Source organism: Streptomyces sp. NPDC085932 (genome assembly GCF_044540525.1).
Lineage (GTDB): Bacteria > Actinomycetota > Actinomycetes > Streptomycetales > Streptomycetaceae > Streptomyces > Streptomyces levis.
In genome coordinates, this window is sequence record NZ_JBITSJ010000002.1 from 644,565 (window position 1) to 669,312 (window position 24,748).

Consider the following 24,748-nt stretch of genomic DNA (forward strand, 5'->3'; position numbering starts at 1 on the left):
CATGCCGTCTTTGGCCAGAACCCTCAGTGAGATACCGCCCTCCCCGCTGGTGACCGTCGACCGGTTGCTGCGCTCCGGCGCGCACGCCGAGCCGGTGCCCCTGCAGCAGGGCAGAACCGTCTTCGAGCCGTGCGCGCGGCCCGGCACGTGGGAGCGCGCCGAGTTCGGGATCGCGCCCCACGAGCACGCGCCGCCGGCCGGGGTCCCCGCACTGCGCGAGGCGTTCGCCGACACGGCGAGCCGGCGCCGGGGCACCCCCGTAGACCCCGGGCAGGTCCTGGTGACCAGCGGCGCCACCCACGCCATCGCGGTCGTCCTGCACGCGATCCTGAACCCCGGCGACGAGGTCCTCGTCCTGTCCCCGCAGTGGCTGTTCGCCACCGGCCTGGTGTGGGCGGCCGGCGGGACGCCGCGCGAGGTGCCGGTCTTCCTGGAGCTGAGCGAGGACCCCGGCTTCGACTTCGTCGCGGCGATCGAGCGGGCCGTGGGGCCGCGCACCCGGGCCGTCTACTTCAACAACCCCAACAACCCGACCGGCTTCCGCCTCGACGAGCGCGCCCTGGGCGACCTCGCCGCGCTGGCCGAACGGCACGACCTCTGGCTGATCGCCGACAACGCCTACGAGAACTACGACTTCGGCGACACCGGGTTCCTCGACATGGCGACCGTGCCCGGCGCGGCCGAGCGCACCTTCTCGGTGCACAGCTGCAGCAAGACGTACGCCATGCCCGGCGCGCGCGTGGGCCACCTGATCGCGCCGCCCGGCGTGGAGGAGACCCTCACCAAGTGGTCGCTGCACACCCTGTACTCGGTGTCCACGGCCGCCCAGTTCACCGCGTTCCGCGCCCTGTCGACACCCGCCGAAGAACTCGCGCGGCGCCGGGAGCTGGCGGAACGGGCCTGGCAGCGGGCCGACTCGGCACTGGAGATCCCGCACACCCGCGTCGCGGGCGGGCTCTACACCTTCCTCGACCTGAGCCGGTACGGCGACGGCGACGCGTTCGTGCGCCGCTGCGCCGAGGCCGGGGTCGGACTCGCACCCGGCCGGGTCTTCGGCGGCCACTGCGACGGCTGGGCCCGGCTCTGCTTCACCGCGGCCCCCGAAGAGGCCGTCGCGGACGCCATCGGGCGTATCAACAAAATCTACTGGGAGGGCGGCCTTGACCGTTGACACCATCGTGGCCAGGCCCGCGGCGGCATCCGCGCTGGCTCCGTATCTGCACCGGTACGACAGCCCCGCACAGCTCGGACTGAAGATCAACGCGTACCGCGGCTACGAGGTCGAGGGCCTCGCCGAGGCGCTGCGCGCACCGGACCTGCGGGAGGCCCCCGTCGAGTGCGTGATGGTCGGCGACTCCTACTTCATGACGCACCTGGGCCGCAGCGGCACCACGCTGTCCGGAGCCGCCGAGCAGGACTGGGGCCTGGCGACGCTGACCGGTCTCGTCTCCGAGGTGCGCAAGGCGCTGGACACCGAATTCCCCGCCGGGCGGCGGCCGTTCCTGCTCGCCGACCTACCGGACGGCACGACCCGCAGCGCCGCCACGGCCCGGGCCGCCGCCGACCGGTTCACGGCGGCCGGCGCGGACGCGGTCAAGATCGAGGTCGCGGGAGAGGGCGAGTTCGGCTGCATCGAGGCCGTGGCCGCGACCGGCACCCCGACGCTGGCCCACCTCGGCTACACCCCGCAGAGCGGCGGCCTGGCCCGGCACGGCGACGCCCTGGACGGCGCGCTGGCGCTCTTCGCGCAGGCCCGCCGGGCCAGGGACGCGGGCGGCTGCGGCCTGATCGTCGAGATGGTCAGTGAGGCCGTGAACCAGGCCCTGAGCCGGCCGCACCCCGAAGGCCTGCCGCTGTACTCGGTGTTCAGCGGCCGGGCCCGCTGGGGCGGCCAGAGCCTCAATCTGTGGGACGCGGTCGTACGCCCCGTGCCCGGCGGGCGGTACTTCCCGCCGACCCCGGTCATCGACGCGGCCGAGGTGCCCGACCGCTACACGCCCGAGCTGATCGCCGACCGTATGCGCGAGCTGCTGCGGCTCACCCTCGCCGGCTGGTTCCCGCTGTCCCCGCGCACCGCGCAGAGCGCCCGCGAGACCGCCGAGATCACCGCCATCGACCCCTGGAGCGCCTCATGACCACCGTCGAACCGGTCACCGAAGAAGCGGTGGGCCCCGGGGCGGACACGGCCGTCTTCGACGAGCTCGAATCGGCCGTGCGGACCTACTGCCGGCGCTTCCCCGCCGTCTTCACCCGCGCGTCGGGACACCGCATGTGGGACGCCGCCGGCCGCGAGTACATCGACTTCCTCTCGGGCGCCGGCGCGCTGAACTACGGGCACAACCCGCCCGAGGTGCGGGCCGCCCTCATCGACTACCTCCAGGCCGACGGTCCGGTGCACGGCCTGGACCTGCACACCGGCGCCAAGGCCGCGTTCCTGCACCGCTTCCGCGAGGTCGTGCTCGCCCCGCGCGGCCTCGACCACCGGGTGCAGTTCACCGGTCCCACCGGCACCAACGCCGTGGAGGCGGCCTTCAAGACGGCCCGCCGGGTCACCGGGCGCACGGACGTCATCGCCTTCACCGGCGGCTTCCACGGCCTGTCGCTCGGCGCGCTCGCCGCCTCCGCCACCGCCTTCAAGCGCGGCGCGGCCGGCGTACCGCTCGGCCACGTCACGCGCATGCCGTACGAGGGGTACGCGGGCGACGGCGTCGACACCCTCGACTACCTCACCCGGATGCTCGACGACCCGGGCAGCGGCGTCGACCTGCCGGCGGCGTTCGTGGTGGAGACCGTGCAGGGCGAGGGCGGTCTCGCGGCGGCGAGCGCGCCCTGGCTGCGCCGCCTGGCCGACATCGCACGCGAGCGGGGCATCCTGCTCATCGTCGACGACATCCAGGCCGGGTGCGGCCGCACCGGCACCTTCTTCAGCTTCGAAGAGGCCGGCATCGTCCCCGACCTGATCTGCCTGTCCAAGTCCATCAGCGGCTTCGGCCTGCCGATGGCCCTCGTGCTGGTCCGGCCCGAGTTCGACCAGCTGGGCCCCGGCGAGCACAGCGGCACCTTCCGCGGCAACAACCTCGCCTTCGTCACCGCCACCGCCTGCCTGGACCGCTGGGCGGAGCCGGAGTTCGCCGAGCGGGTGCGCGGCAACGCCGCCGAGCTGGAGGCCCGGCTCACCGAGCTGGCGGCCCGGTTCACGGACCTCGGCTGCACCGTGCTCGGCCGCGGGCTGATCCGGGGGCTCGGCTTCACCGACCCGGCGCTGGCGGACCGGGTGTCGCGGGCCGCGTTCGCGCGCGGGCTCCTGGTGGAGACGTCCGGTGCCCGCGGCCAGGTCCTCAAGATCATGCCGCCGATCGTGGCGGGCGCCGACGACCTGGCACCCGGCCTCGCCGTTCTGGCCGACGCGATCGCGTCCGCCGCGCAAGCCGACGCAACCGAGGGGGACCTGGCGTGAGCATCGCCGAGCACGAGCAGACGATCGAGGACGGCCACGAGCACGGCATCGACGAGAGCGTGCTGCGCCGGATCGCCGACTCCTGGCCGCGGCGCGCCACGATCCGCACCGACCTGGACCGGATCTCGGAGCCGGAGGAGTACGACGAGCAGCTGCCGGACTACCCCGAACACCTGCTGCCGTTCGCCGGGCACCCGCTGTACCTCGCGGCGCCGCCCGAGCAGCGCCGGCGCGTGCTGACGATGGCGTGGCTGGTGTACAACGAGCGGGTCATCGCGGCCGAGGAACACGTCGCCAACCCGACCTTCGCCATGATCATGCACGGCGCCTTCCCCGGCGCCGACGGGATCCAGCTCAAGCGCGCCGTCCAGCAGACGCACGTGGACGAGGTCTGGCACACCTACATGCACATGATCGCCATGCAGCGCACCCGGGAGGTCCGGCAGGTCACCGGCGAGCCCGCCTACCCGCACACCGTGACCTACCGCCGGCTGCTGGAGGCCGACGCGAAGGCGTCGGAGGCCTGGGAGCGCGACCTGCTGAAGCTGGTGTGGACGACCGTCTCGGAGATCAGCGTCAACGCCTACCTGGAGCTGCTCTCCCGCGACAAGACCGTCCAGCCGCTGCACTCCCTGGTGCCCCGGCTGCACGCCCGCGACGAGTCCGCGCACTCGTCCGTCATGGTCGAGGTCGCCAAGGCGCTGTACGTGCACATGAACGACGAGCAGCGCCGTGCCTTCACCGACGCGCTGCCCAAGGCGCTGCACGCCTTCGTGGAGCAGGACTTCGCGGTCTGGCCCGGCATCCTGCGGGCGGCGGGCTTCGAGAAGGCCGACGAGATCGTCGAGGACTGCCGCCGCCAGGCCGGGAACGACCTGCTGGTGCGCGACTTCTCCGGGGTGCGGCGCATCGTGCGCGAGATGGAGCTGGAGGACCGGGTCGAGTTCGACTTCGGAGCCGAGTGACGTGAAGCTCACCGCAGGCGGCCGCCGGCTCGCCGTCGCCGCACTCGTCCAGTCCCTCGGCATCGGCCTGTTCATGGCGAGCTCCATGGCCTACTTCACGCGGCAGGTCGACCTGTCGGCGAACCAGGTGGCCTCCGGGCTCGCCCTCGCCGGCATCGTGGCGCTCGGGATCTCGCTGCTCGGCGGCGTCCTCGCCGACCGGTACGGGGCACGGCGGGTGCTCGCCGCCGTGTACACGGGGCGCGGGCTGTGCTGCGCGGCGTACGTCTTCGTCACCGGCTTCTGGCAGTTCATGGTGGTGACGCTGTGCGCGGTGGCGTGCGACAGGGCCGGGCCGCCGGTGCTCCAGGCGCTGGTCGCCGTGGCCGTGCCGGAGCGCCAGGAGCGCACCCGGCTGCTCGCCGTGGTCAACGTGGTGCGCAACTGCGGTCTGGGGGCCGGGGCCCTGGCGGCCGGCGTCGCGCTCGCCAGCGACACCCAGACCGCCTACCGGATCACCCTGGTCGCCATCGGGCTGGCCTTCCTGGGCGGTGCGGTGCTGGTGCTGCGGGTGCCCGAGCTGGCGGCACCGGTGGCCGGGGCCGGTTCGGACGGGGCCGGGGAGAAGCCGGCCGCGGGCCGGGTGCTGCCCGACGGGCGCTATCTGACGCTGACCGCGCTCAACTTCCTGCTGTTCTTCTTCGACACGATGCTGCTGGTCGCGATGCCCGTGTGGATCCTGGAGCACACGGACGCCCCGCGGGTCACCGTCTCCGTGCTGTTCGCGCTGAACACGGCGCTCGTGGTGGTGCTGCAGATCCCGGTCAGCAGACTGGCGACCGGCCAGCGGCGCACCACCCGCATGCTGACCTGGACGGGCGCCGTGCTCGGCGTGAGCAGCCTGTGCTTCGCCGCGTCCGGCTCGGTGGCGGGCGGCCCCGCCGTGGCGTGGCTGGCCACGGCCGTGGTGCTGCTGACCCTGGCCGAGGTGATCGCCAACGCCGCGGTGTGGGACCTGTCCATCGCCCTCGCCCCGCCGGAGCAGCGCGGACGCTACCTCTCCGTCTTCAACCTGAGCGTGGCCGGACAGCGGGTCCTGGGGCCCGTGATGGTCACCGGGCTGCTGCTCGGGGCGGGAACGCTCGGCTGGGTGGTGGCCGCGGCGGTCCTCGTGGTGGCGGGCGGTGCGGCCGAGCGGGTCGCCCGAGCGGCCGGGGAACGGACGCCTCCCGTGGTGCCCGCCGATGCCTGAACTGCCCGCTCTGGTCTGCGCGTCCGTGGCCGTGTTCCTCGGCGCGCTGGTCCAGGGCAGCCTGGGTGTGGGACTCGCCCTGGTCTCGGCGCCCGTGGTGCAGATCGCCGCGCCGCGCCTGATGCCGGGGTCGCTGCTGCTGGTGGCCGCCGTCCTGGCCGTGCTCGGGGCGACGCGGGAGATCTCCCACACCGACTGGCACGGCGTCTCCTGGGCGCTGGCCGGGCGGATCGCCGGCACGGCGGCGGCCTCGTACGTGATCCTCGTGGTCTCGGGGCCGACGCTCGACCTGCTCTCGGCGGGCATCACCCTGGGCGTCGTCTCGCTCCTGGTCCTCGACCCGGCCCGGCTGCCCCGGAACCGGGGCACCCTGCTGGCCTCCGGCGCGGTGGCGGGCCTGACGGGGACCACCTCGTCCATCGGCGGGCCGTTCATCGCGCTCGTCTACCACCGCGAGCCCGGGCCCACGGTCCGCGGCACGCTCGGCGTCTTCTTCACGGCCGGAGCCCTGCTCTCGCTCGGCTCCCTCACCGCCGTCGGCCGCCTGCCGCGTGAGCAACTGCTCTTCGGGACCCTGCTGCTGCCCGCGGTGGTGGCCGGGTTCGCGCTGTCCGGGCCGGTCCGCAAGCACGTGGACGGCGGCCGGATGCGCGGCGCGGTGCTCGTCCTCGCGGTGGCCGCCGCGCTCGTCCTGACCGTCCGGGGGCTGCTCGCCACCGTCACGGCATGAGCGCGTCCGCCCGGACGCGCGCGCACAGCTACAGAGAAGGGAACGGATCATGCGGGTGGGATGTGCGGGTCTGGGGGCCATGGGCGGCGGGATGTGCCGCCGGCTGGCCGACCGCGGCTTCGACGTGGTCGCGTACGACGTCGACGCGGGTGTCGCGGCGGAGGCCGGTGCGTACCCGGGCGTGCGGACGGCGGCTGGCGTCGCTGAGCTGGCCGCGCCGGTGGTGGTCACCATGCTCCCCGACGGAGCGGCCGTGCGGCAGGTGGCCGGGGAACTGCTCCCGCACCTGGCCGCGGGCTCGCTGATCATCGACACGGGTTCCTCGGCGCCCGAGGACACGCTCGCCCTCGGCAGCGCGGCCGCCGCGCACGGGGTGTCCGTGGTGGACGCGCCGGTCTCCGGTTCCCCGGCCGCCGCGCGGGCGGGCGAGCTGACCCTGATGGCGGCGGGCGAGCCCGGGGACGTGGAGCGCGCGGAGCAGGTGCTCGGCGCGCTCGGCACGGTGTACCGGGTGGGGCCGCTGGGCGCCGGGCACGCGCTGAAGGCGCTCAACAACCTGCTCTCCGCGGTCAATCTCGCCGCGGTCGCCGAGGTCATGCTCGCCGGGCGGGCGTTCGGCCTGGAGCCCGCGGCGATGCTGGAGGTGATCAACGCGTCCACCGGCCGCAACCACGCCTCGCAGACCAAGCTCCCCGACCATGTCCTGCCCGGCACCTTCGACTCCGGCTTCGCCCTGCGCCTGATGCTCAAGGACATCCGCATCGGCACGTCGCTGCTGGACTCGGCGGGCGGCCCCGCGGCGTTCGGGCAGGCCTGCCGGAACCTGTGGGAGCGGGCGCACGAGGAACTGCCGGCCGGCGCCGACAACGTCGAGGTCGTGCGCTGGCTGGAGCACGCCTCGGGCAGGGAGCTGCGCGCATGACGCACGGGAGCGCACCACGCATCGCCGTCATCGGCGGCCAGGTCGCCGCCCTGCACAAGGCGCGGCAGGCCGGCTACGACATCGTCTGGGTGCACGGGCCGCACGAACTCGACCGCTCCGGACTGGAGTTGGTGGCAGAGGCGCACCTCACCGACTACCGCGACCCGCAGGCGGTGGCCGATCTGCTGGCCGCCGTGCACCGGCACCGGCCGCTGGCCCGGGTCGTGTCGATGATCGAGGACGGCCTGGAGTCGGCGGCGGCAGCGACCACCGCCCTCGGCCTGCCCGGCACCGGCCTCGACACCGTCCGCCCGCTGCAGGACAAGCTGGCGTTCCGGGAACTGCTCGCCGACCGCGGCATCGAGGGGGTCGCCGCCCGGCTCGGACACGACGAGGCCGACCTCCGCGCCTTCGTCGCCGAGTTCGGGCCGGCGGTCATCAAGCCCAGGTACGGCTCCGGCAGTCTCGGCGTGCGGCTGGTGCCCGGCCCCGACGCGGTCGCCGATGTCGCGGCCTGGGCGGCGGAGTTCGGGCTGCACACCTTCGTGATGGAGCAGTACCTGCGCGGCCCGGAGTTCAGTGTGGAGGCGTTCAGCTTCGCGGGCGAGCACGTGGTCGTCGCCCACACGGCCAAGGAGAAGCTGGAGTCGTTCGTCGAGGTCGGGCACGTCCAGCCGGCCGGCCTCGACGCCGACACCACGTCCCGGATCGAGTCGCTGGTCTCCCGGATGCTGGACGCCGTGGGCGTCCAGGACGGCCCCTCGCACACCGAGGTCATCGTCACCGCCGACGGCCCGCGCCTGGTGGAGTCCCACAACCGGCGCGGCGGAGACCGGATCGCCGACCTCGTCCACGAGGTGTACGGGATCGACATCGACGCCCTGGCCTTCCTCTGGTACGCGGGCCGCACCGCCCCGGTCACCCCCGGCCCGGCCCGGGGCGGCGGCGCCATCCGCTTCCTGACCGCCCCGCCGGGCGTCGTGGAGTCCGTCACCGGAACCGACGAGGTCCGCGCCGATCCGCAGGTGGTGGCCGTGCAGGTGTCCGTCGCACCCGGGGACACGGTGGCCCCCATCGCCTGGTCGTACGACCGGTCGGGACTGCTCATCGTGCGGGGTGCATCGGCCGGCGAGGCGCGCGCCCGGGCCCGCGAACTCGCCGCCCGGATCACCATCGAGACCCGGCCCGACGCGGAGCCGGGCGCGCCCCGCCCCATCGCGGCCGTGGCACCCCGTCCCGAACGGCTGCTCGGCACCACGCCGCCGAGCGCGCACAGGAGGTCCTGATGGGCAAGGTCTACGACGGGCTGACCCCCGCGCTGCGCGACTTCATCGCCCAGTCCCCGATGTACGTCGTGGCCACCGCGCCGCTGTCGGCCGACGGGCACGTCAACGTCTCCCCCAAGGGAGGCATGGACACGTTCACCGTCCTCGACGACACGACGGTGGCCTACCTGGACCTCATCGGGTCCGGGGCCGAGACCATCGCGCACGTGCGCGAGAGCGGGCGCATCACCCTGATGTTCTGCTCGTTCACCCGCCGGCCGAAGACGCTGCGGCTGTACGGCACCGCGCGCTGCGTCTTTCCCGACGCCCCCGAATGGGACACCCTGATCGGGCACTTCGGCAAGCACCCGATCCCGCGTTCCGTCATCGTCGTCTCGCTGGGCCGCATCACGGACTCGTGCGGTTTCACCGTCCCGGAGATGGAACTGGTCCGTGAGCGTGACCTCCAGGACCAGTGGGGCCGGCGCAAGTCGGACCGGGAACTGGAGGACTACATGCGGCTGAAGAACACCACCAGCATCGACGGCCTGCCGGCCCGGCCGCACCAGGAGCCGTAGGAGCCGCCGCAGGACGTCCGCGCACCGCGCCGCCCGACCGGGCGTGCGCGGTGCGGACCCCTTCGGAGCCGACCGGTCGGCTCGGTCCGGCGCGTGCGCGCGGCCCGACCCGCGGGCCGCACCCGGGAAAGAGACCGCACGACCGCTTTGCGCCAACTCGACGACGGTGGCGGGGACATCAGGGAGCGGCGGCACACGGGCCGCGCCCGACCGATGGCGGGGCCGCATTACCGTCGACCGCTCCTCGTTCGGGAGCGATTTCCGGCCTTTATCCGGCGGGCATGGCGCAAATCAGGTGGCGTGGACTGCTGCCCTGTTGCTTGGATGCCCGGCGTGACTTCTGCCGATTTTGCCAATGAGCACGGCCACGGGCCGGAAACTCGATCCGGTGGTCCTGGTGGCCAGGCTTGAAAGCGACGGAAAAGGCCCGAATGACACGAGATGAAGCGCTCCTGCCTCGTGCGCTGACGGAGTTCGCCGACGCGGACGTCCGGCGGCACGAGCGGCGCAACGCCCTGCACACGCTCCAGGGGCTGCTGGAGCTCGCCCGGCACGCCAGGGAACGGCCGGGCTCGTTCACCGAGCCGGCGGGCGTACCCCTCGCCGAGGTCGGCGAGATCGTCAAGCGGGTCGGACACTGTGTGGTCCGCGCCCAGCTGGTCGGGAAGCTGCTCGCCGCGCAGGAGCGCGGGGTGCGGCTGCGCATCAGCCACGACACCTGCCTGCCCGGCGACATCGAGGCGGCCGGTGAGGTGGTCACCGTCGTGGGCAACCTCATCGACAACGCCCTCGACGCGGTGGCCGGGACGGTGTGCGCCACGCCCACGGTGGAGGTCGCCCTCCGCCGGGGAAGGGACGCCATCGAGCTGCGGGTGAGCGACAACGGGACGGGCGTCGACCCGCACCTGCGCCAGTGGATCTTCGACCGGGGAGCCTCCACCAAGCGCTCGACGGCCGCGCGGCCGCGCGGGATCGGCCTCTCGCTCGTGCGGGCCATCACCGAGGCGCGGTGCGGTTCGGTCACCGTCGCCGACCGTGAGGGCGGCGGCGCCGTCTTCACCGTATCGATGGGCCGCCGTTCGTAGGAATTAAAAAAGAGCCGCACCGGCGCGCGAGCGTCGGGCGAACCATGTAACCGGGGGAAAGATGTTCAACGTGCTCGTCGTCGACGACGATTTCTATGTGGCGAAAATAAACGCCCATTATGTGTCCGAGGTACCCGGATTCCGGGTGGCCGGCATCGTACACAGCGCCGCTCCGGCCTTCGCGGCCGTCGAGCGCGGCGGTATCGACCTGATCCTCCTCGACCAGTTCCTGCCCAACGAGAGCGGACTGTCCCTCACGCGCCGGCTCCGGCAACTGGGCCACGACGTCGACATCATCATGGTCACGGCCGACCGCCGTCCCGCGTCCGTCCACGAAGCCCTGCGCTCCGGCGCCCTCTACTACCTCGCCAAGCCGTTCACCAGTGACGGCCTGCGCTGCAAGCTGGAGGCGTACGCCCAGCTGCGCGGCACCATCGACGACGGCAAGGAGATGGACCAGGCCCGCATCGACCGCACGTTCGGCGCCCTGCGCACCCACGAGGCCGGGCACGCCATGCCCAAGGGGTACTCGGAGCGCACCGCCGAGCTGGTCTCGCGCATCGTCGCCGACCACGGGGACGACCAGGTCTCCGCCCAGGAGGTGTCCGAGCTGGCCCGGATCAGCCGCTCGACCGCCCAGCGCTACCTCAAGTTCCTCGCCGCCAACGGCAAGTTGCAGCTCACCCTCCGGTACGGCGACAGCGGACGGCCCCAGCACCTGTACTCCGGCCTCTGATGGAGCCCTTCAGCGCCCTTCAGCCCTGGTTCCAGCAGAGCATCGTGGCCCCGGGGCGGCTGCCGCTGTTCTCCTTCCTCGCCGGGCTGCTCACCGCCTTCGTGGGGATACGGTTCAGCGTCCGGCTGATCCGGGCCGGAGTCCGCTGGTGGCCCGGAAACATCCGGCTCGGCGGGCTCCACGTCCACCACGCCGTCTTCGGCGTGGTCCTCATGGCGGGGGCGGGCGCCGCCGGGCTGGCCGTGCCGGACGGCCGGCTCGCCTGGCGCGCCGCCGTCGCGGTGGTGTTCGGCATCGGAACGGGCCTGGTGCTGGACGAGTTCGCGCTGATCCTGCACCTGGAGGACGTCTACTGGACCGAGCGGGGCCGCACCTCGGTGGACGCCGTCTTCGCCGCCGTAGCCCTCAGCGGCCTGATGCTGACCGGGCTGCGGCCGCCCGGCTTCCACCACTGGGGGCGCCTCGGCCCGGGCGGCGACGCCGCGGCGTTCGCCGCCGAGGTCACCTGCTCCCTCCTGCTCGCCGTGGTCACCCTGCTCAAGGGCAAGACCTGGACCGGGCTCGTCGGGCTGTTCTGCCCGCCGCTGCTCGTCGTCGGCGCGCTGCGACTCGGCCGGCCCGGGGCGCCCTGGGCCCGATGGCGGTACGGCACACGGCGCCCGGACCGGCAGCGGCGGGCCGAAGCGCGCGAGCGCCGGCTGCGGGTGCCCCTGATGGCCGCCAAGGTGCGCCTGCAGGAACTCCTCGCCGGGCGGCACGACCTGCCCGACCACCGGCGTGCCCCCGTGCCCCGCACCCGCGCCCCGCGCTGCGTGGACCGGGGCGTGCGGGCCTGCCCGAGGGTGCGCGACGGGGCAGCGGCCCGGCCGCGGAACGGCCGTTGGATTTACGAGAAGAACAGGCTTTCCGCAGTCAAGTCGGTTTGCGCCCACAACGGTGGTGCGTCCACCCCCATGACCTAGCCTCCCCAACGAGTCCATGACGGTGGCGAAGTGACAGGAAGACGACCCGTGCTGACCCGTATGCTCCCCCCGCCCGGCCCGGCCCGGATGCTCACCTTCATCACCATGGTGATGAGCCTGGGGCAGGGGCTGTGGATGGCCATCAACGCGATCTACGCGGTGACCATGGTCCACCTGACGCCCAGCCAGCTCGGCATCAGCGTGGGCATCGCGGCCGGCCTCGTCCTGGTGTCCAGCATCCCGCTCGGCCACCTCGCCGACCGGGCCGGGCCGCGCACGGTCCAGCTCTGGTCGTTCCTCGCGCTGGCGCCGCTGACCGCCGCGCTGGTGCTGGTCGAGGGGTTCTGGTCGTACCTGCTCGTCACCTGTGTGCAGGGCCTCGCCTACCGGGCCGGGAACAACGCCCGCAAGGCGATGATCGCGGCCAACGTCCCGCAGGGCGAACGGGCCCACGTCATGGCCTACATCCGGGCCGCGCTCAACGTGACCATGTCCATCGGCGCCTGCATCTCCGGCCTCGTCCTGGCCTGGGGCGAACGCGTCGGCTTCCAGGGCGCCGTCCTGTTCACCGCCGTCTGCTTCCTCGCCACCGGCCTGCTCACCCTCAAGGAGGCGCCGGTGCCGCCGGTGCCCGCCTCGGCGGGCGCGGCCTTCGCCGTCCTGCGGGACATGCCCTTCCTGGCCTTCACCGCCCTGGACGGACTGCTCGTCACGCACGCCCTGCTGCTCGACATCGTGCTGCCGCTGTGGATCATCAGCCACACGGACGCCCCGCGCTGGATGAGCGCGGTCATCCTGCTGGTCAACACCACCTTCGTGGTGGCCTTCCAGACCAGGGCGGCCCGCGGCACCGACGACCCGAGATCCGCGTCCTGGGCGAGCCTGCAAGGGGCGGGCTGCGTGGCGGCCGCCTGCCTGGTCTTCGCCACGACCGGGACGAGCGGGGCCCTGACGGCGTGCGTCCTGCTGATCGCGGGCGCCCTGCTGCACGCGCTGGGAGAGATCCGGCAGGCGGCGGGCAGCTGGACCATCGCCTTCGACCTCGCCCCCGACCACGCCCAGGGCCAGTACCAGGGCACCTACAAGATGGGCGGCGACATCGGCAAGATGTTCGCCCCCGCCGTCTTCACCTGGCTGATCATCGGCCACGGCACGGTCGGCTGGATCGTCCTGGCCGTGTCGTACGCCGTGCTCGGCGCCGCCATGCCGGCCGTCGTGGCCCGCGGGGTGCGCAGCCGGGCCGCCTCCGCCGCGAAGGCCGCCGCCGCGGCCTGAACTCCCGGCCTGCCCGCCGCCCCGGCAGGCCCTTCCCACGCCCTTCACCCAGCGAGGTGTCACCCATGACCTGCACCATTGCCCCGCGGAGCGTCAACCTCCAAGGCGTCTGCCTGGTGGACGAGACCCACGGCTGGGCCGTCGGCGACGGCGGCATGATCCTCGGCACCACGGACGGCGGCCGGCGCTGGCACGCCCAGGGCGGCACCGACAAGGACCTGCGCGCGGTCTGCTTCGCCGACACCCGGCGCGGCTGGATAGCGGGCCGCGACGGCGTCATCCTGCACACCACGGACGGCGGCCGGACCTGGGAGCGCCGGAGCACGGGCACGGACCGGAACCTGTACGGCATCTCCTTCGACCCCACCGGGCGCACCGGCTGGGCCGTCGGCGACAGCGGCACCGTCCTCGTCTCGTTCGACGGCGGGGCGACCTGGCAGCGGCAGTCCTCCGACGGCACCCACTTCACCCGCTGCTTCACGCTGGACGAGAGGACCGCCTGGATCATCGGCAAGCGGGGCAGCATCCACGCCACCACCGACGCGGGGGAGACCTGGGTCGTCCAGGACAGCGGCACCGAGGTCGACCTGCGGGGCATCTACGCCGTGTCGCCCGGCCTGTGCTGGGCCGTCGGCCGCTCGGGCACCGTGCTGCGCTCCGAGAACGGCGGCACCACCTGGGTCCGCGCGGACAGCGGCACCGGCCTGGACCTGTACGGGCTCTGGGCGGCGCCGGACGGCCGCGAGGTCAGGACCTCCGGCGACGACGGGGTCGTCCTCGCCTCCCACGACGGTGGCCGCACCTGGTCCCCGCAGTCCAGCGGCACGGCCAAGGACGTGGTGTCCCTCGCGTTCCTGCCCGACACCCGGCACGGCTGGATGGTCGGCGACTCCGGCCTCATCCTCGCCACCCCGGACGGCGGCGAGAGCTGGACCCCGCAGCTCAGCGGCATCCACAAGGACCTCGTCGCGGTGCACGGCGCCGGCGCCGCCCGCTGGGCCGTCGGCCGGGACGGCCTGCTCGCCGTCACCACGGACGGCGGCAGCACCTGGCAGGTGGCCGGGACCGGCACCGGCGAGCAACTGTGGGACGTCACCTTCCGCGCCGACGCCCGGCACGGCTGGGCCGTCGGCGACGCCGGCCTCCTCCTGGCCACCGACGACGGCGGCACGACCTGGCACCGGCGGGAGACGGGCGTCGACGTGCCACTGCTGAGTGTGCACGCCGACGGCGAGCGGGGCTGGGCGGTCGGCGACGCCGGCCTGCTCCTGGCCACGGAGGACGGCGGCACGACCTGGCACCGGCGGGAGACGGGCGTGGATGTGCCGCTGCTGAGCGTGCACGTCGACGGCGAGCGGGGCTGGGCGGTCGGCGGCGGGGGCACGATCCTCGCCACCGGCGACGGCGGCGCCACCTGGCACGGCCAGACCTCCGGAACCCGCGCCACCCTCACCCGCGTCCACGCCGGCCCGGACGGCACCGCCTGGGCCGTCGGCCGCTCCGGCACCGTGCTGACCACGCGGGACGGCGGAGCCACCTGGCGGACCCGGGACAGCGGCACCGGCGTGAGCCTGTGGGGCGTCGCGTTCACCGGCTCGGGGGAGCGCGGCTGGGCGGTCGGCGACGGCGGCACCGTCCGCGCGACGAAGGACGGCGGCGCAACCTGGGAGGCGCAGGACAGCGGCATCGCCGACAACCTGAAAGCCGTCTGGGCGCAGCCCGAGGGTGAGCAGGTGTGCGCCGTCGGCGACGGCGGCTCCGTCATCGCCACCGCCGACCAGGGCGCGAGCTGGTCCTCCCACATCGCCAGCACGGGACGCAACCTGTACGGCGTGCACCTCTTCCCCGGCGGCCGGGACGGCTGGGTGGTCGGCGACGGCGGCACCGTGCTGGCGACCCGGGACGGACGCCGCTGGGCGCCGCAGCCCTGCGGCACGGCCGCCAACCTCTACTCCGTCTCCCCGGCCGACCACGACACCGCCTGGGCGGTCGGCCGCGCCGGGACCATCCTGGTCACCGAGGACGCCGGCCGGTCCTGGCGGCAGCAGCCCAGCGGCAGCGCCAAGGACCTTCTGGAGGTCCATGTCCGCCCCGACGCCCGGACCGGCTGGGCCGTCGGAGACGGGCCCACCGTCCTCGGCACCCGGGACGGCGGCGCCACCTGGACGCACCAGAAGCTCCCGGCCACCGACTGCGCCCTGTGGGCGGTGGACTTCGCCGACGACCGCACCGGCTGGGCCGTCGGCACCGGCGGCAGCGTCTTCGCCACCCGGGACGGCGGCGCCACCTGGGAGGCGCAGGACAGCGGCGGCTCCGACGACCTGATCGACGTCCACGCCGTGGACGCCGCCACCGCGTGGGCCGTCGGGCACCGCGGCACCGTCCTGCACACCGCCGACGGGGGCCGCACCTGGGAGCGCCGCGAGAGCCCCACCCGGCAGAACTTCACCGCCGTGCACTTCACACCGGACGGCAGGACCGGCCGCGTGGTCGGCCGGAGCGACACCGTCCTGACCTCCCACGACGGCGGCACGACCTGGCGCACCGGCACCACGGGCACCGGGATGTCCCTGTGGAACGTACGGGCCCTGACCGAACGGGACGCGTGGATCGTCGGGGACGAAGGGACCGTACTGTCGACCTCCGACGGAGGTGCCACCTGGGATCAGCACTTCTACAGCCCGGAGAAGGACGCGACGCCGGGCCGTTGACCGATCCGCGACCGGGACACCTCGACACCGAGACAGAGGAAGCAATGGACAACGCATTCAAGGACGTTCCCCCCACCACCCTGGCCGACCTGCTCGGCCGCGCGCAGGTCATGGACACCGGCATCCGCCCGCTGTGGGACTCGCCCCGCGTCGCGGGACCCGCCTACACCGTGCGGTGCGAGCCCGGCGACAACCTGATGCTGCACGCCGCGATCTACCGTGCCGAGCCGGGTTCCGTCATCGTCGTGGAGTCGGGCGACGTGGACTACGCGCTGGCCGGCGGCAACGTGTGCGCCGTCGCCCAGCGCCGGGGTGTCGCGGCCTTCGTGGTCGACGGTGTGATCCGCGACCTCGGCGAGGTGCGCGAGGCGGGCTTCCCCGTCTTCTCGCGCGGCGTCATCCCGATCCCCGGCACCAAGAAGAAGGTCGGCTCGCTCGGCGAACCGGCCCGGGTCGGCGGGGTGCTCGTCCACCCCGGCGACATCGTCGTCGCCGACGAGGAGGGCATCGTCGTCACCCCCGCCGCCCGTCAGGACGAGATCCTCACGGCGGCCCGGGCGAAGCTGGCCAAGGAGGCGGAGGAGTCCCTCGACGCCTGGGAGGCGAACCACCGCGCCCGCATCGACAAGGCGCTGAGCGAGGGCGGCTTCACCGCCTGATCCACCCCTTTTCCCACGTCGCGGCAGCGGTGTGCTCCGGAGCGGTCCTCCGGAGCACACCGCTGTTTCGTGTGTGCGGACACCGGACGGAACCCGCCGTGCGGCAAATGAGCAGAACGCATTTTTCTCAACTCACGGGTGTTTAGGGATTCAGCGCGCACAAACGCGCCGCCGGGAAGCCGCATGGCTAGCGTCAGTCGCGTCCAGTCACCGATGAGTTGGATCGACATGACCACAGCACTGCATGCGCGCCTGGGTGCCGGCCTCCTCCACCACGCGCGCATCCTGCCCGACGGCATCGCTCTGACCATCGGCAGCCGCGGCTACACCTACGAGGAGACCGCGACCACCGCACGCCGGTGGGCCACCCGGCTGGTCGAGGCGGCCGGCGGCCGGCCCCGGCGCGTCGGCGTCTTCGCCCACCGCAGCGAGGCCTCGTACCTGGGCGTCGCCGCCGCGCTGTGCGCCGGTGCCGCCTTCGTGCCGCTGAACCCCAAGTTCCCCGCCGAGCGCACCCGGACCATGCTGGAGCGGGCCGACGTCGACGCGCTGATCGTCGACTCCACCGCACTGCCCGCCCTCGCCGGGCTGCTGCGCGGTCTGCCGCGCAGCCCCGTCGTCCTGCTGCCCGACGTCGTGCGCAGCCAGGCCGGCGACCTCGGGGACGTACGGGTCGTGGACGCCATGGACCTGGCCGTGGCCGCACCCCTGGAGACGCTGCCGGAGGTGTCGCCCGACGACATCGCCTACCTGCTGTTCACCTCGGGCAGCACCGGCGCCCCCAAGGGCGTCCCGGTCACCCACGGCAACGTCCGCGCGTTCCTCGCCGCCAACCAGGAGCGGTACCGGCTCACGCCCGACGACCGGCTCACGCAGACCTTCGACCAGACCTTCGACCTGTCGGTCTTCGACCTCTTCATGGCCTGGGAGAACGGCGCGCGGGTCTGCGCGATGGAACCCATCGAGATCCTGGCGCCCTTCAAGTACCTGGAGCGCAACGGGATCACGGTGTGGTTCTCGGTGCCGTCGGTCGCCGCCATGCTGCGCAGGCGCGGAGCGCTGCGGCCCGGCACCATGCCCACGCTGCGCTGGAGCCTGTTCTGCGGCGAGGCACTGCCCCGCGCCACCGCCGAGGCCTGGCAGGCCGCGGCCCCGGACTCGGTCGTGGAGAACCTGTACGGCCCGACCGAACTCACCATCGCCTGCACCGTGCACCGCTGGGACCCGGCCACCAGCCCCGCCGCCTGCGTGCACGACAACGTGCCCATCGGCCGCCCCTACCCGGGCCTGCACACCCTGGTCGTGGACGACGGGCTGCACCCCGTGCCCGACGGGGAGACGGGCGAGCTCTGCGTGGCCGGAGCGCAGACCACGCCGGGCTACTGGCGGGCCCCCGGGATCACCGCACAGCGCTACTTCGCCCACCGGGGCCGGACCTACTACCGCACCGGGGACCTGGTGCGCCTCCAGGACGGCGAGTACGTCTGCCTCGGCCGCAACGACCAGCAGGTCAAGGTCGGCGGCCACCGCGTCGAACTGGGCGAGATCGAGGCCGTGCTCCGCCGCGCCGGCGCCGTCGAGGCCGTCGCCCTGCTGTGGCCCGAAGCGGACACCGTCGGCGCCGTGGTCACCGGCGTCACGGACCCCGCCGCGCTGACCGCGGCCTGCGACGCCGCGCTGCCCCCCTACATGGTGCCGCGCTCGGTGCACGTCGTCGACGAGATGCCCGTCAACGGCAACGGCAAGATCGACCGCCGGGCGGTGCGCCGACGCCTCGACGAACGCCTGACCTCCACCGAAGAAAGGGAATCGTGAGCAACGTCGACCAGCTCATAGCCCGTGCCCTCGGCATCTCCGAGGACCGTGTCACGGACTCGCTCGCCTACCAGTCGATCAGGGAGTGGGACTCGCTCGGCCACGTCTCGCTGCTGGTCGCCATCGAGCAGGAGTACGGCGTCGAGATCGACGACGAGCTGACGCTCGGGCTCCGCTCGGTGGCCGCCGTCCGCGCGTTCGCCGCCGCCCCGGCCACCCGGGCGGCCCGCGGGGACGCGGGGGTCCCCGCGACCGCCCCCGGGCGGCCGGACGGCCCCGTGGTGCACCGCGGCCTGGAGAACGTCGTGTTCGACCGGACCGCCATCACGCACATCGACGGCGCCGAGGGAGTCCTCGAGTACCGCGGCTACAGCATCCACGACCTGGCCGAGCGGTCCTCGTTCGAGGAGGTCGCCCACCTGCTCGTGCACGGCGAACTCCCGGACGCCGCCGCCCTGGAGAGCTTCGACAAGCAGCTGCGCGCCGCCCGCGCCCTGCCCGAACCCGTCCTCGGCCTGCTCCGTGAACTCACGCACGCCCACCCCATGGAGGCGCTGCGCACCTGCGTCTCCGCGCTGGGCGCCTTCGGCCCGCAGCGGGCCCCCGGCACCGACGAGAGCTACGCCGAGGCCCTGGAGACCGGCGTCTCGCTGATCGCCCGGATACCGATGATCGTCGCCGCCCACCACGCCCTGCGCACCGGCCGTGAACCGTTGCAGCCGCCGGAGGACGCCTCCCACGCCGAGGCGTTCCTCACCGTCCTGCTCGGCGAGCGGCCCACACCGGCCGCGGTGCGGTTCATCGACAAGGGCTTCATCGTCCACGCCGACCACAGCTCCAACGCCTCGGCGTTCACCGCCCGTGTCGCCATCGGCTGCCGCGCCGGCATGACCGCCGCGATCACCGCCGCCGTCGCCGCCTTCGCCGGCTCGGTCCACGGGGGTGCCGCCGAGCGCGTCGTCGGCCTCATCGACCAGGTCGGCTCCGTGGAGAACGCGCGGGCGCACGTGGAGGCGCTGCAGGCCCGGGGCGAGGCCGTGATGGGCTTCGGCCACCGCGTCTACCGCACGGAGGACCCGCGCGTGCGTCATCTGCGCGCCACCGTCGTCGAGTTGAGCGAGGAGCGGGGCGACACCTCGGGCCTCGACATCCTCGACGCCGTGGCCACCGCCATGCGCCCGTACGGCCGGCACGGCGTCGCCCCCAACGTGGACCTCTACGCGGGGCTCGCCTACCGGCTGCTCGGCCTGCCGGACGACCTCGCCGTGCCGCTGTTCGTCGTCGGCCGCACCCCGGGCTGGGTCGCCCAGGCACTGGAACAGCAGTCCAACAACGTGTTGATCCGGCCGCTGCTCACGTACGTGGGGCCGCACGGGCGCACCTACCGTAAGGCGTACGACCGATGACCTCCACCGCACCGGCCGCGCCGGCCGCCGAGCCGACCGCCGAGCCCTCACTGCCCGGCTTCGCCGCGGAGCGCGGGTTCGACCTCGGCGCCGTCCCCTACACGGGCCGGATCCTGATCGAGTCCCTGCTGCGAGGCGGTGACCCGGCGCAGGCCGAGGTGCTCGGCAAGCGCCTCGCGCTCGGCGAGGAACCCGGCCTGGAGATGCCGTTCCGGCCCGCCCGCATCCTCGTGCAGGACTACACCGGCATCCCGCTGCTCGTCGACCTGGCCGCGCTGCGCGACCGCGTCGCCGAGCCGGGGCGGGTCAACCCCGCGCTGCCCATCGACGTGGTCGTGGACCACTCCGTGCAGACCGACTGGGCCGGGCGTCCGGACGCGCTCGGCCTGAACGAGGCACTGGAGATGTCCCGCAACCAGGAGCGCTACTCGTTCCTCAAGTGGGCCGAGGGCGCGTTCGACGGGCTGCGGGTCATCCCGCCCGGCCAGGGCATCGTCCACCAGGTCAATCTGGAGCGGCTCGCCACCGTCGTCGCGCAGGGCCCGGACGGCACCGCGTACCCCGACACCGTGCTCGGCACCGACAGCCACACCACGATGGTGGGCGGTCTCGGGGTGCTCGGCTGGGGCGTGGGGGGCCTGGAGGCGGAGGCGCAGATGCTGGGCCTCGCCCAGTCGCTCACCCTGCCCCCGATCGTCGGCGTCCGCCTCACCGGTGCGGTCAGCCCCGGCACCTCGCCCGTCGACGTGGTGCTCGCCCTGACCCGCCGGCTGCGCGCCGAGAACGTGCGCGCCGTGATGCTGGAGTTCACCGGCCCCGGTGTCGCCGAGCTCACCGCGCCCGACCGGTGCACCATCGCCAACATGGCACCCGAGTACGGGGCCATGACCGCGTTCTTCCCCGTCGACGAGGAGACGCTGGACTACCTGCGCCGCACCGGCCGCACGGAGGCCGACGTGGCCCGGGTGCGGGAGTACTGCGTGCGGCAGCGGCTGCTGCGCACGGACGGCGCCCCCGCCTTCGCGCGGACCATCGACTTCGACCTGGGCGAGGTCGGCCCCGGACTGGCCGGCCCCAGCCGGCCCGACCAGCGCATCGGCCTCGGCGAACTGCCCGCCTCCTTCGCGGAACTGCACGGGGGCGAACCGCGCACCGGCGACGTCGTCTCCGACGGGGACCTGGTCATCGCGGCCATCACGTCCTGCACCAGCACCTCCAACCCGAAGGCCATGCTGGCCGCCGGACTGCTCGCCCGCCGGGCCGTGGAACGCGGTCTGAGCGTGCCCGCACACGTCAAGACGAGTCTCGCCCCGGGCTCCCGCGCGGTCACCCGCTACCTGGCGGAGTCCGGCCTGCTCGGCGACCTGGAGCAACTGGGCTTCCACGTCGTCGGATACGGCTGCATGACCTGCAACGGCGGCAGCGGCCCGCTCAACCCGGGGGTCGGCGAGGACGTCGACCGCCTGGGCCTGACGGTGGCCGCCGTGCTCAGCGGCAACCGCAACTTCGAGGCCCGCGTCCACGGCCAGGTCCGCGCGGGCTATCTCGCCTCCCCGGCCCTCGTGGTCGCGCTGGCCCTGGTCGGCACCGTCCGCGCCGACCTGGAGAACGAGCCGCTCGGCACGGACACCGAGGGCCGCCCCGTCCACCTGCGTGACCTGTGGCCGCACCACGGCGAACTGCGGGAACTTGAGGACCGGTTCATCGCGCCCGAGATGTTCACGCACGACCAGGAACCCGCCCCCGCCTGGGAGGCGATCGGCGCCCCGGACGGCGAGGTCTTCGCCTGGGACCCGCAGTCCACGTACATCCGGCCGCCCGCCTACGCCGACCCGGCCCCCGTCCTGCGCTCCCTGTCCGGGGCCCGCGCCCTGGTCGCCCTCGGCGACGACATCAGCACCGACCACATCTCCCCGGTCGGCGCCATCCCCGCCGACTCACCCGCGGGGCGCTACCTCCTCGAACGCGGCGTGCGCGACTTCAACTCCTACGGTTCACGGCGCGGCAACCACGAGGTGATGGCGCGCGGCACCTTCAGCAACCCCCGGCTGCGCAACCTCCTGCTGGGCGACGACGGCGACAGCGGCGGCCGGACGCTGCACCTGCCCAGCGGCGAACGGCTGCCCGTCTTCGACGCCGCCCGGCGCTACGCCGACTCCGGCACCCCGCTGATCGTGCTGGCCGGCCGCAGCTACGGCATGGGCTCCTCCCGGGACTGGGCCGCCAAGGGGCCCTGGCTGCTGGGCGTGCGGGCGGTCCTTGCGGAGAGCTACGAGCGCATCCACCGCACCAACCTGTGCGCCATGGGCATCCTGCCGCTGCTGCTGCCCGCCGGGCAGAGCTGGGCCGGCCTGGGCCTGACCGGCCACGAGGAGTTCGACCTGGACCTGGACCGGGCGCGGGAGACCGGGGAGGTCGAGGTCACCGCCGGGGAGCGGACGTTCACGGCACGCGCCGACGTGCAGTCGGGCGGCGAGTGGGACGTCCTGCTGGCCGGCGGCACGCTGCCGTACCTGCTGGGGCGACTGCGCGCACAGGAGACCACGTCCGTATGAGCACCCACATCCTGGACCGGCTCGGCCTGCGCCGGGCCGCCGAAGCCGACGCCCTCACCGCCGGGACGAAGACCTTCGTCCCGGTGCACCTCGGCACGCACGACGTGACCGTCGGGGCCCTCCTGGACGCCCTGCGCGCGGATCCCGGTCTGCTGCCGCCGCGCACCGGCCACCTCGGCAACTGGGAGGACATCGCGGCCGGCCGCTCCGGACCGATGGACTTCAACACCGCGATCTGCGGCGGCGGTCACGGCTACCCGCTCATCTACGGCTTCACCCGCACCGAGGCCGACACCGAGGGCGGTGACGAGGCCTACCAGCCCGGTTCGCTCATCGAGCAGGGCAAGCGGCACGTCCTGCCCCTGCACACCTGGGACGGCACCCGCTTCGTGCGCCGCGACCGCGGCAAGCCCCTCTTCTGCCCCCTGGTGCAGGCCGAGGCGGACGGGCAGCTGGTCCCGCTGGTGGACCTGCACTGGCAGCGGATGCTCGCCCTGCCCGGCCACCGCTTCCGGCAGTGGGCCGCCGTCCTCACCGACCGGGCCCCGCTCGTCACCGACATGCTCACCCTGCTGCTGGAGCAGGCGGCCGCACAGGGCCGCAACCAGGCGTTCGCCGAGCTGATCAGCCAGGCCGTGCGCCTGGACGGCGAGGTCAGCCGCTGCGACCTGCGGCCGGACGGCAGCGGCTACGTCCTCGACGGCCACCGCTACCCCTCGGCCCGGGCGCTCGCCGAGGCGGTCATGCTCACGGTGCGGGCGCTGGTGGAACCGGCGGACTTCTTCGCCCGGATGCGCGACCTGCCGCCGGTCCTGCCGGTGATGTCGCTCCAGCTCACGAACGTGCTGTTCGCCCTGCTCGACGTGCACCACCCGGACGCTCCGGCCGGGCCGCCCGAGCGGCCCTTCGTCACCCATCTGCACTGGGGTGCCCGGGCCATGGCCGGCTGCCCGCCCCGGCGCGGGGGCTACCTCTCCCGGCGTTCCACCGTGCGCTCCCTGCGGGCCATCACCGACCCGCTGACCCGCCACTTCGACGAGGCCGCTCCGGTGGCCTTCGTGCTGCTGCCCGCCCAGGCCTTCATGCTCTGCCCGCCGAGTACGGCACCGGCCGACGCCGAGGTCATGGCGGAACTGTTCACCGCGGTGCGGGCAGCGGGTCCCGACGCCGCCTACGACACCACCCTGACCTGGCTTGACTCCCACCGCGACCGGCTGTCGCCGTACCTGCGGGGCCGTTTCCGCAGCGGCAGCGGCGTGCCGGCCGACGGCACACCGCGCGACGCGGCCGCGCCGGTGGAGCCCGAGGGGTTCCGGGAGCTGACCTTCCGGCAGGCCTGCGGCGTGGTCGCCGGCTTCGAGGAGGTGCTGGGGTGAGACTCGCCCACCACGAGGTCGTCATCGCGCTCCGGGAACCGTTCGTCAGCAACACCGGCGTCACCACCGAGGTGCGCCAGAGCGTCGTCGAACTGACCTGGGAAGGGCTGCGCGGCCTCGGCACCGCGCGGGACGCCGTACCGGCCGAACTCGACGCCTGCGCGGCGCCGCTCGCCGACGCCACACCCTTCGGACCGCGCCGCGCGCTGGACCGGCTCGGGCCGGTGAGCCCCGCCACCCGGTCCGCCGTCGACATGGCCCTGCACGACCTGCTGGGCAAGGCGGCCGGCCTGCCCCTGCACCGCCTCCTCGGCCTCGACGGGCTGCCCCTGCCGCCCACGGCGCTCTCCCTCGGCGCCGGCCCCGACGACGCACTCGTCCGGCAGGCGCGCGAGCTGGCCGACTGGCCCGTGCTCAAACTCAAACTCACCCCCGGCGACGACGGCCGGCGCGCCGGGGTGCTGCGCTCGGTCTACGACGGGCGCATCCGCGTCGACGGCAACGGCTCCTGGACCCGCGACCAGGCCCTGCGGGTTGCCGAGGAGCTGCACCGGCACGACGTCGAGCTGCTGGAGCAGCCGGTCGCCCCCGGTGCCCTGGACGACCTGCGGTACGTGCACGAACGCTCCCCGGTCCCGGTCTTCGCCGACGAGGACTGCGGCGGGCCCGAGGACGTGCTGCGCCTGCGCGGCCGGGTCAGCGGCGTCAACATCAAGCTGGTCCGGTGCGGTGGCCTGGCCGCCGCGCACGAGATGCTCGTCCTCGCCCGTGCCTGCGGGCTGCGGACCATGCTCGGCTGCAAGGTGGAGAGCGCCCTGGGCACCACCGCCATGGCGCACCTCGCCCCGCTCGCCGACCACCTCGACCTGGACGGGCCCGTCGGCCTGCTCGACGACCCGTTCGCCGGCGTCCGCATCGACCGCGGCACCCTCACCCTGCCCGCCGGGCCCGGCATCGGCGCCACCCGCGTCCACGCCACGCCCGTCCACGCCACCCACACGCTCCACGGAGAGGACTGAC

20 protein-coding genes are annotated in these 24,748 nt (G+C 73.8%); all 20 read left to right on the forward strand.

Annotation, left to right across the window (positions count from 1 at the left end; genetic code table 11):
• Position 1: 1 nt before the first annotated feature.
• The 20 genes from ACIGAQ_RS12085 (at position 2) to ACIGAQ_RS12180 (ending at position 24,747) form a co-directional block, all read left to right on the forward strand.
• Positions 2–1,171: a pyridoxal phosphate-dependent aminotransferase gene (locus ACIGAQ_RS12085; protein ID WP_399781739.1), complete on the forward strand. Its 1,170-nt coding sequence runs from the start codon at positions 2–4 to the stop codon at positions 1,169–1,171.
• On the forward strand, positions 1,161–2,135 hold the full coding sequence (locus ACIGAQ_RS12090) for a 3-methyl-2-oxobutanoate hydroxymethyltransferase (RefSeq protein WP_399781742.1): 975 nt from the start codon (positions 1,161–1,163) through the stop codon (positions 2,133–2,135). The genes ACIGAQ_RS12085 and ACIGAQ_RS12090 overlap by 11 nt, the downstream gene beginning before the upstream one ends.
• Complete coding sequence (ectB, locus tag ACIGAQ_RS12095; protein WP_399781745.1) at positions 2,132–3,457, forward strand: diaminobutyrate--2-oxoglutarate transaminase; 1,326 nt, start codon at positions 2,132–2,134, stop codon at positions 3,455–3,457. Before ACIGAQ_RS12090 ends, ectB begins: the two co-directional genes overlap by 4 nt.
• Entirely contained in the window at positions 3,454–4,422 is a 969-nt protein-coding gene (locus ACIGAQ_RS12100) for a diiron oxygenase (protein WP_399781748.1), read from the forward strand. The genes ectB and ACIGAQ_RS12100 overlap by 4 nt, the downstream gene beginning before the upstream one ends.
• Before the next feature lies 1 nt (position 4,423).
• Positions 4,424–5,653 carry an MFS transporter gene (locus ACIGAQ_RS12105; RefSeq protein ID WP_399781751.1) on the forward strand — a complete coding sequence of 410 codons (1,230 nt, stop codon included), beginning with the start codon at positions 4,424–4,426 and terminating at the stop codon, positions 5,651–5,653.
• On the forward strand, positions 5,646–6,383 hold the full coding sequence (locus ACIGAQ_RS12110) for a TSUP family transporter (protein ID WP_311685196.1): 738 nt from the start codon (positions 5,646–5,648) through the stop codon (positions 6,381–6,383). The genes ACIGAQ_RS12105 and ACIGAQ_RS12110 overlap by 8 nt, the downstream gene beginning before the upstream one ends.
• A 49-nt stretch (positions 6,384–6,432) precedes the next feature.
• Positions 6,433–7,305, forward strand: a complete 873-nt coding sequence (locus ACIGAQ_RS12115) for an NAD(P)-dependent oxidoreductase (protein ID WP_399781754.1) — start codon at positions 6,433–6,435, stop codon at positions 7,303–7,305.
• Positions 7,302–8,591, forward strand: coding sequence for an ATP-grasp domain-containing protein (locus ACIGAQ_RS12120; protein WP_399781757.1), 1,290 nt, complete (start codon positions 7,302–7,304; stop codon positions 8,589–8,591). Before ACIGAQ_RS12115 ends, ACIGAQ_RS12120 begins: the two co-directional genes overlap by 4 nt.
• Positions 8,591–9,148, forward strand: coding sequence for a pyridoxamine 5'-phosphate oxidase family protein (locus tag ACIGAQ_RS12125; protein ID WP_311685190.1), 558 nt, complete (start codon positions 8,591–8,593; stop codon positions 9,146–9,148). The genes ACIGAQ_RS12120 and ACIGAQ_RS12125 overlap by 1 nt, the downstream gene beginning before the upstream one ends.
• A gap of 431 nt (positions 9,149–9,579) precedes the next feature.
• Complete coding sequence (locus ACIGAQ_RS12130) at positions 9,580–10,233, forward strand: ATP-binding protein (protein ID WP_311685189.1); 654 nt, start codon at positions 9,580–9,582, stop codon at positions 10,231–10,233.
• Between the two features lie 61 nt (positions 10,234–10,294).
• The gene (locus ACIGAQ_RS12135; RefSeq protein WP_399781762.1) at positions 10,295–10,969 is read left to right on the forward strand and encodes a response regulator; all 675 of its coding nucleotides are present in this window, start codon (positions 10,295–10,297) and stop codon (positions 10,967–10,969) included.
• The gene (locus ACIGAQ_RS12140; protein ID WP_399781765.1) at positions 10,969–11,931 is read left to right on the forward strand and encodes a hypothetical protein; all 963 of its coding nucleotides are present in this window, start codon (positions 10,969–10,971) and stop codon (positions 11,929–11,931) included. Before ACIGAQ_RS12135 ends, ACIGAQ_RS12140 begins: the two co-directional genes overlap by 1 nt.
• Positions 11,932–11,979: 48 nt before the next feature.
• Positions 11,980–13,206 (forward strand): MFS transporter, encoded by a 1,227-nt coding sequence (locus tag ACIGAQ_RS12145; RefSeq protein WP_362274489.1) that lies wholly within the window; start codon positions 11,980–11,982, stop codon positions 13,204–13,206.
• 65 nt (positions 13,207–13,271) lie between these two features.
• Complete coding sequence (locus ACIGAQ_RS12150) at positions 13,272–15,917, forward strand: YCF48-related protein (protein WP_399781768.1); 2,646 nt, start codon at positions 13,272–13,274, stop codon at positions 15,915–15,917.
• Positions 15,918–15,961: 44 nt separating this feature from the next.
• Complete coding sequence (locus ACIGAQ_RS12155) at positions 15,962–16,576, forward strand: RraA family protein (protein WP_311685184.1); 615 nt, start codon at positions 15,962–15,964, stop codon at positions 16,574–16,576.
• Positions 16,577–16,804: 228 nt separating this feature from the next.
• A complete protein-coding gene (locus tag ACIGAQ_RS12160; protein WP_311685183.1) occupies positions 16,805–18,391 on the forward strand; it encodes an amino acid adenylation domain-containing protein in 1,587 nt (528 codons plus the stop codon).
• Positions 18,388–19,797, forward strand: coding sequence for a citrate/2-methylcitrate synthase (locus tag ACIGAQ_RS12165; RefSeq protein WP_399781772.1), 1,410 nt, complete (start codon positions 18,388–18,390; stop codon positions 19,795–19,797). Before ACIGAQ_RS12160 ends, ACIGAQ_RS12165 begins: the two co-directional genes overlap by 4 nt.
• Positions 19,794–22,352 carry an aconitate hydratase AcnA gene (gene acnA / locus ACIGAQ_RS12170; protein WP_399781775.1) on the forward strand — a complete coding sequence of 853 codons (2,559 nt, stop codon included), beginning with the start codon at positions 19,794–19,796 and terminating at the stop codon, positions 22,350–22,352. Before ACIGAQ_RS12165 ends, acnA begins: the two co-directional genes overlap by 4 nt.
• Positions 22,349–23,728 (forward strand): DUF6025 family protein, encoded by a 1,380-nt coding sequence (locus ACIGAQ_RS12175; RefSeq protein WP_399781778.1) that lies wholly within the window; start codon positions 22,349–22,351, stop codon positions 23,726–23,728. The genes acnA and ACIGAQ_RS12175 overlap by 4 nt, the downstream gene beginning before the upstream one ends.
• Positions 23,725–24,747 carry a mandelate racemase/muconate lactonizing enzyme family protein gene (locus ACIGAQ_RS12180; protein WP_399781781.1) on the forward strand — a complete coding sequence of 341 codons (1,023 nt, stop codon included), beginning with the start codon at positions 23,725–23,727 and terminating at the stop codon, positions 24,745–24,747. Before ACIGAQ_RS12175 ends, ACIGAQ_RS12180 begins: the two co-directional genes overlap by 4 nt.
• The last annotated feature ends 1 nt before the right edge of the window (position 24,748 follow it).

What these genes read in the sequence shown, in the direction of transcription:
- ACIGAQ_RS12155 (WP_311685184.1), top strand. Translation starts at nt 15,962, where the DNA reads ATGGACAACGCATTCAAGGACGTTCCCCCCACCACCCTGGCCGACCTG.
- ACIGAQ_RS12140 (WP_399781765.1), top strand. Translation starts at nt 10,969, where the DNA reads ATGGAGCCCTTCAGCGCCCTTCAGCCCTGGTTCCAGCAGAGCATCGTG.
- ACIGAQ_RS12130 (WP_311685189.1), top strand. Translation starts at nt 9,580, where the DNA reads ATGACACGAGATGAAGCGCTCCTGCCTCGTGCGCTGACGGAGTTCGCC.
- ACIGAQ_RS12125 (WP_311685190.1), top strand. Translation starts at nt 8,591, where the DNA reads ATGGGCAAGGTCTACGACGGGCTGACCCCCGCGCTGCGCGACTTCATC.
- ACIGAQ_RS12115 (WP_399781754.1), top strand. Translation starts at nt 6,433, where the DNA reads ATGCGGGTGGGATGTGCGGGTCTGGGGGCCATGGGCGGCGGGATGTGC.
- ACIGAQ_RS12135 (WP_399781762.1), top strand. Translation starts at nt 10,295, where the DNA reads ATGTTCAACGTGCTCGTCGTCGACGACGATTTCTATGTGGCGAAAATA.
- ectB (WP_399781745.1), top strand. Translation starts at nt 2,132, where the DNA reads ATGACCACCGTCGAACCGGTCACCGAAGAAGCGGTGGGCCCCGGGGCG.
- ACIGAQ_RS12175 (WP_399781778.1), top strand. Translation starts at nt 22,349, where the DNA reads ATGAGCACCCACATCCTGGACCGGCTCGGCCTGCGCCGGGCCGCCGAA.
- acnA (WP_399781775.1), top strand. Translation starts at nt 19,794, where the DNA reads ATGACCTCCACCGCACCGGCCGCGCCGGCCGCCGAGCCGACCGCCGAG.
- ACIGAQ_RS12150 (WP_399781768.1), top strand. Translation starts at nt 13,272, where the DNA reads ATGACCTGCACCATTGCCCCGCGGAGCGTCAACCTCCAAGGCGTCTGC.
- ACIGAQ_RS12085 (WP_399781739.1), top strand. Translation starts at nt 2, where the DNA reads ATGCCGTCTTTGGCCAGAACCCTCAGTGAGATACCGCCCTCCCCGCTG.
- ACIGAQ_RS12110 (WP_311685196.1), top strand. Translation starts at nt 5,646, where the DNA reads ATGCCTGAACTGCCCGCTCTGGTCTGCGCGTCCGTGGCCGTGTTCCTC.
- ACIGAQ_RS12120 (WP_399781757.1), top strand. Translation starts at nt 7,302, where the DNA reads ATGACGCACGGGAGCGCACCACGCATCGCCGTCATCGGCGGCCAGGTC.
- ACIGAQ_RS12160 (WP_311685183.1), top strand. Translation starts at nt 16,805, where the DNA reads ATGACCACAGCACTGCATGCGCGCCTGGGTGCCGGCCTCCTCCACCAC.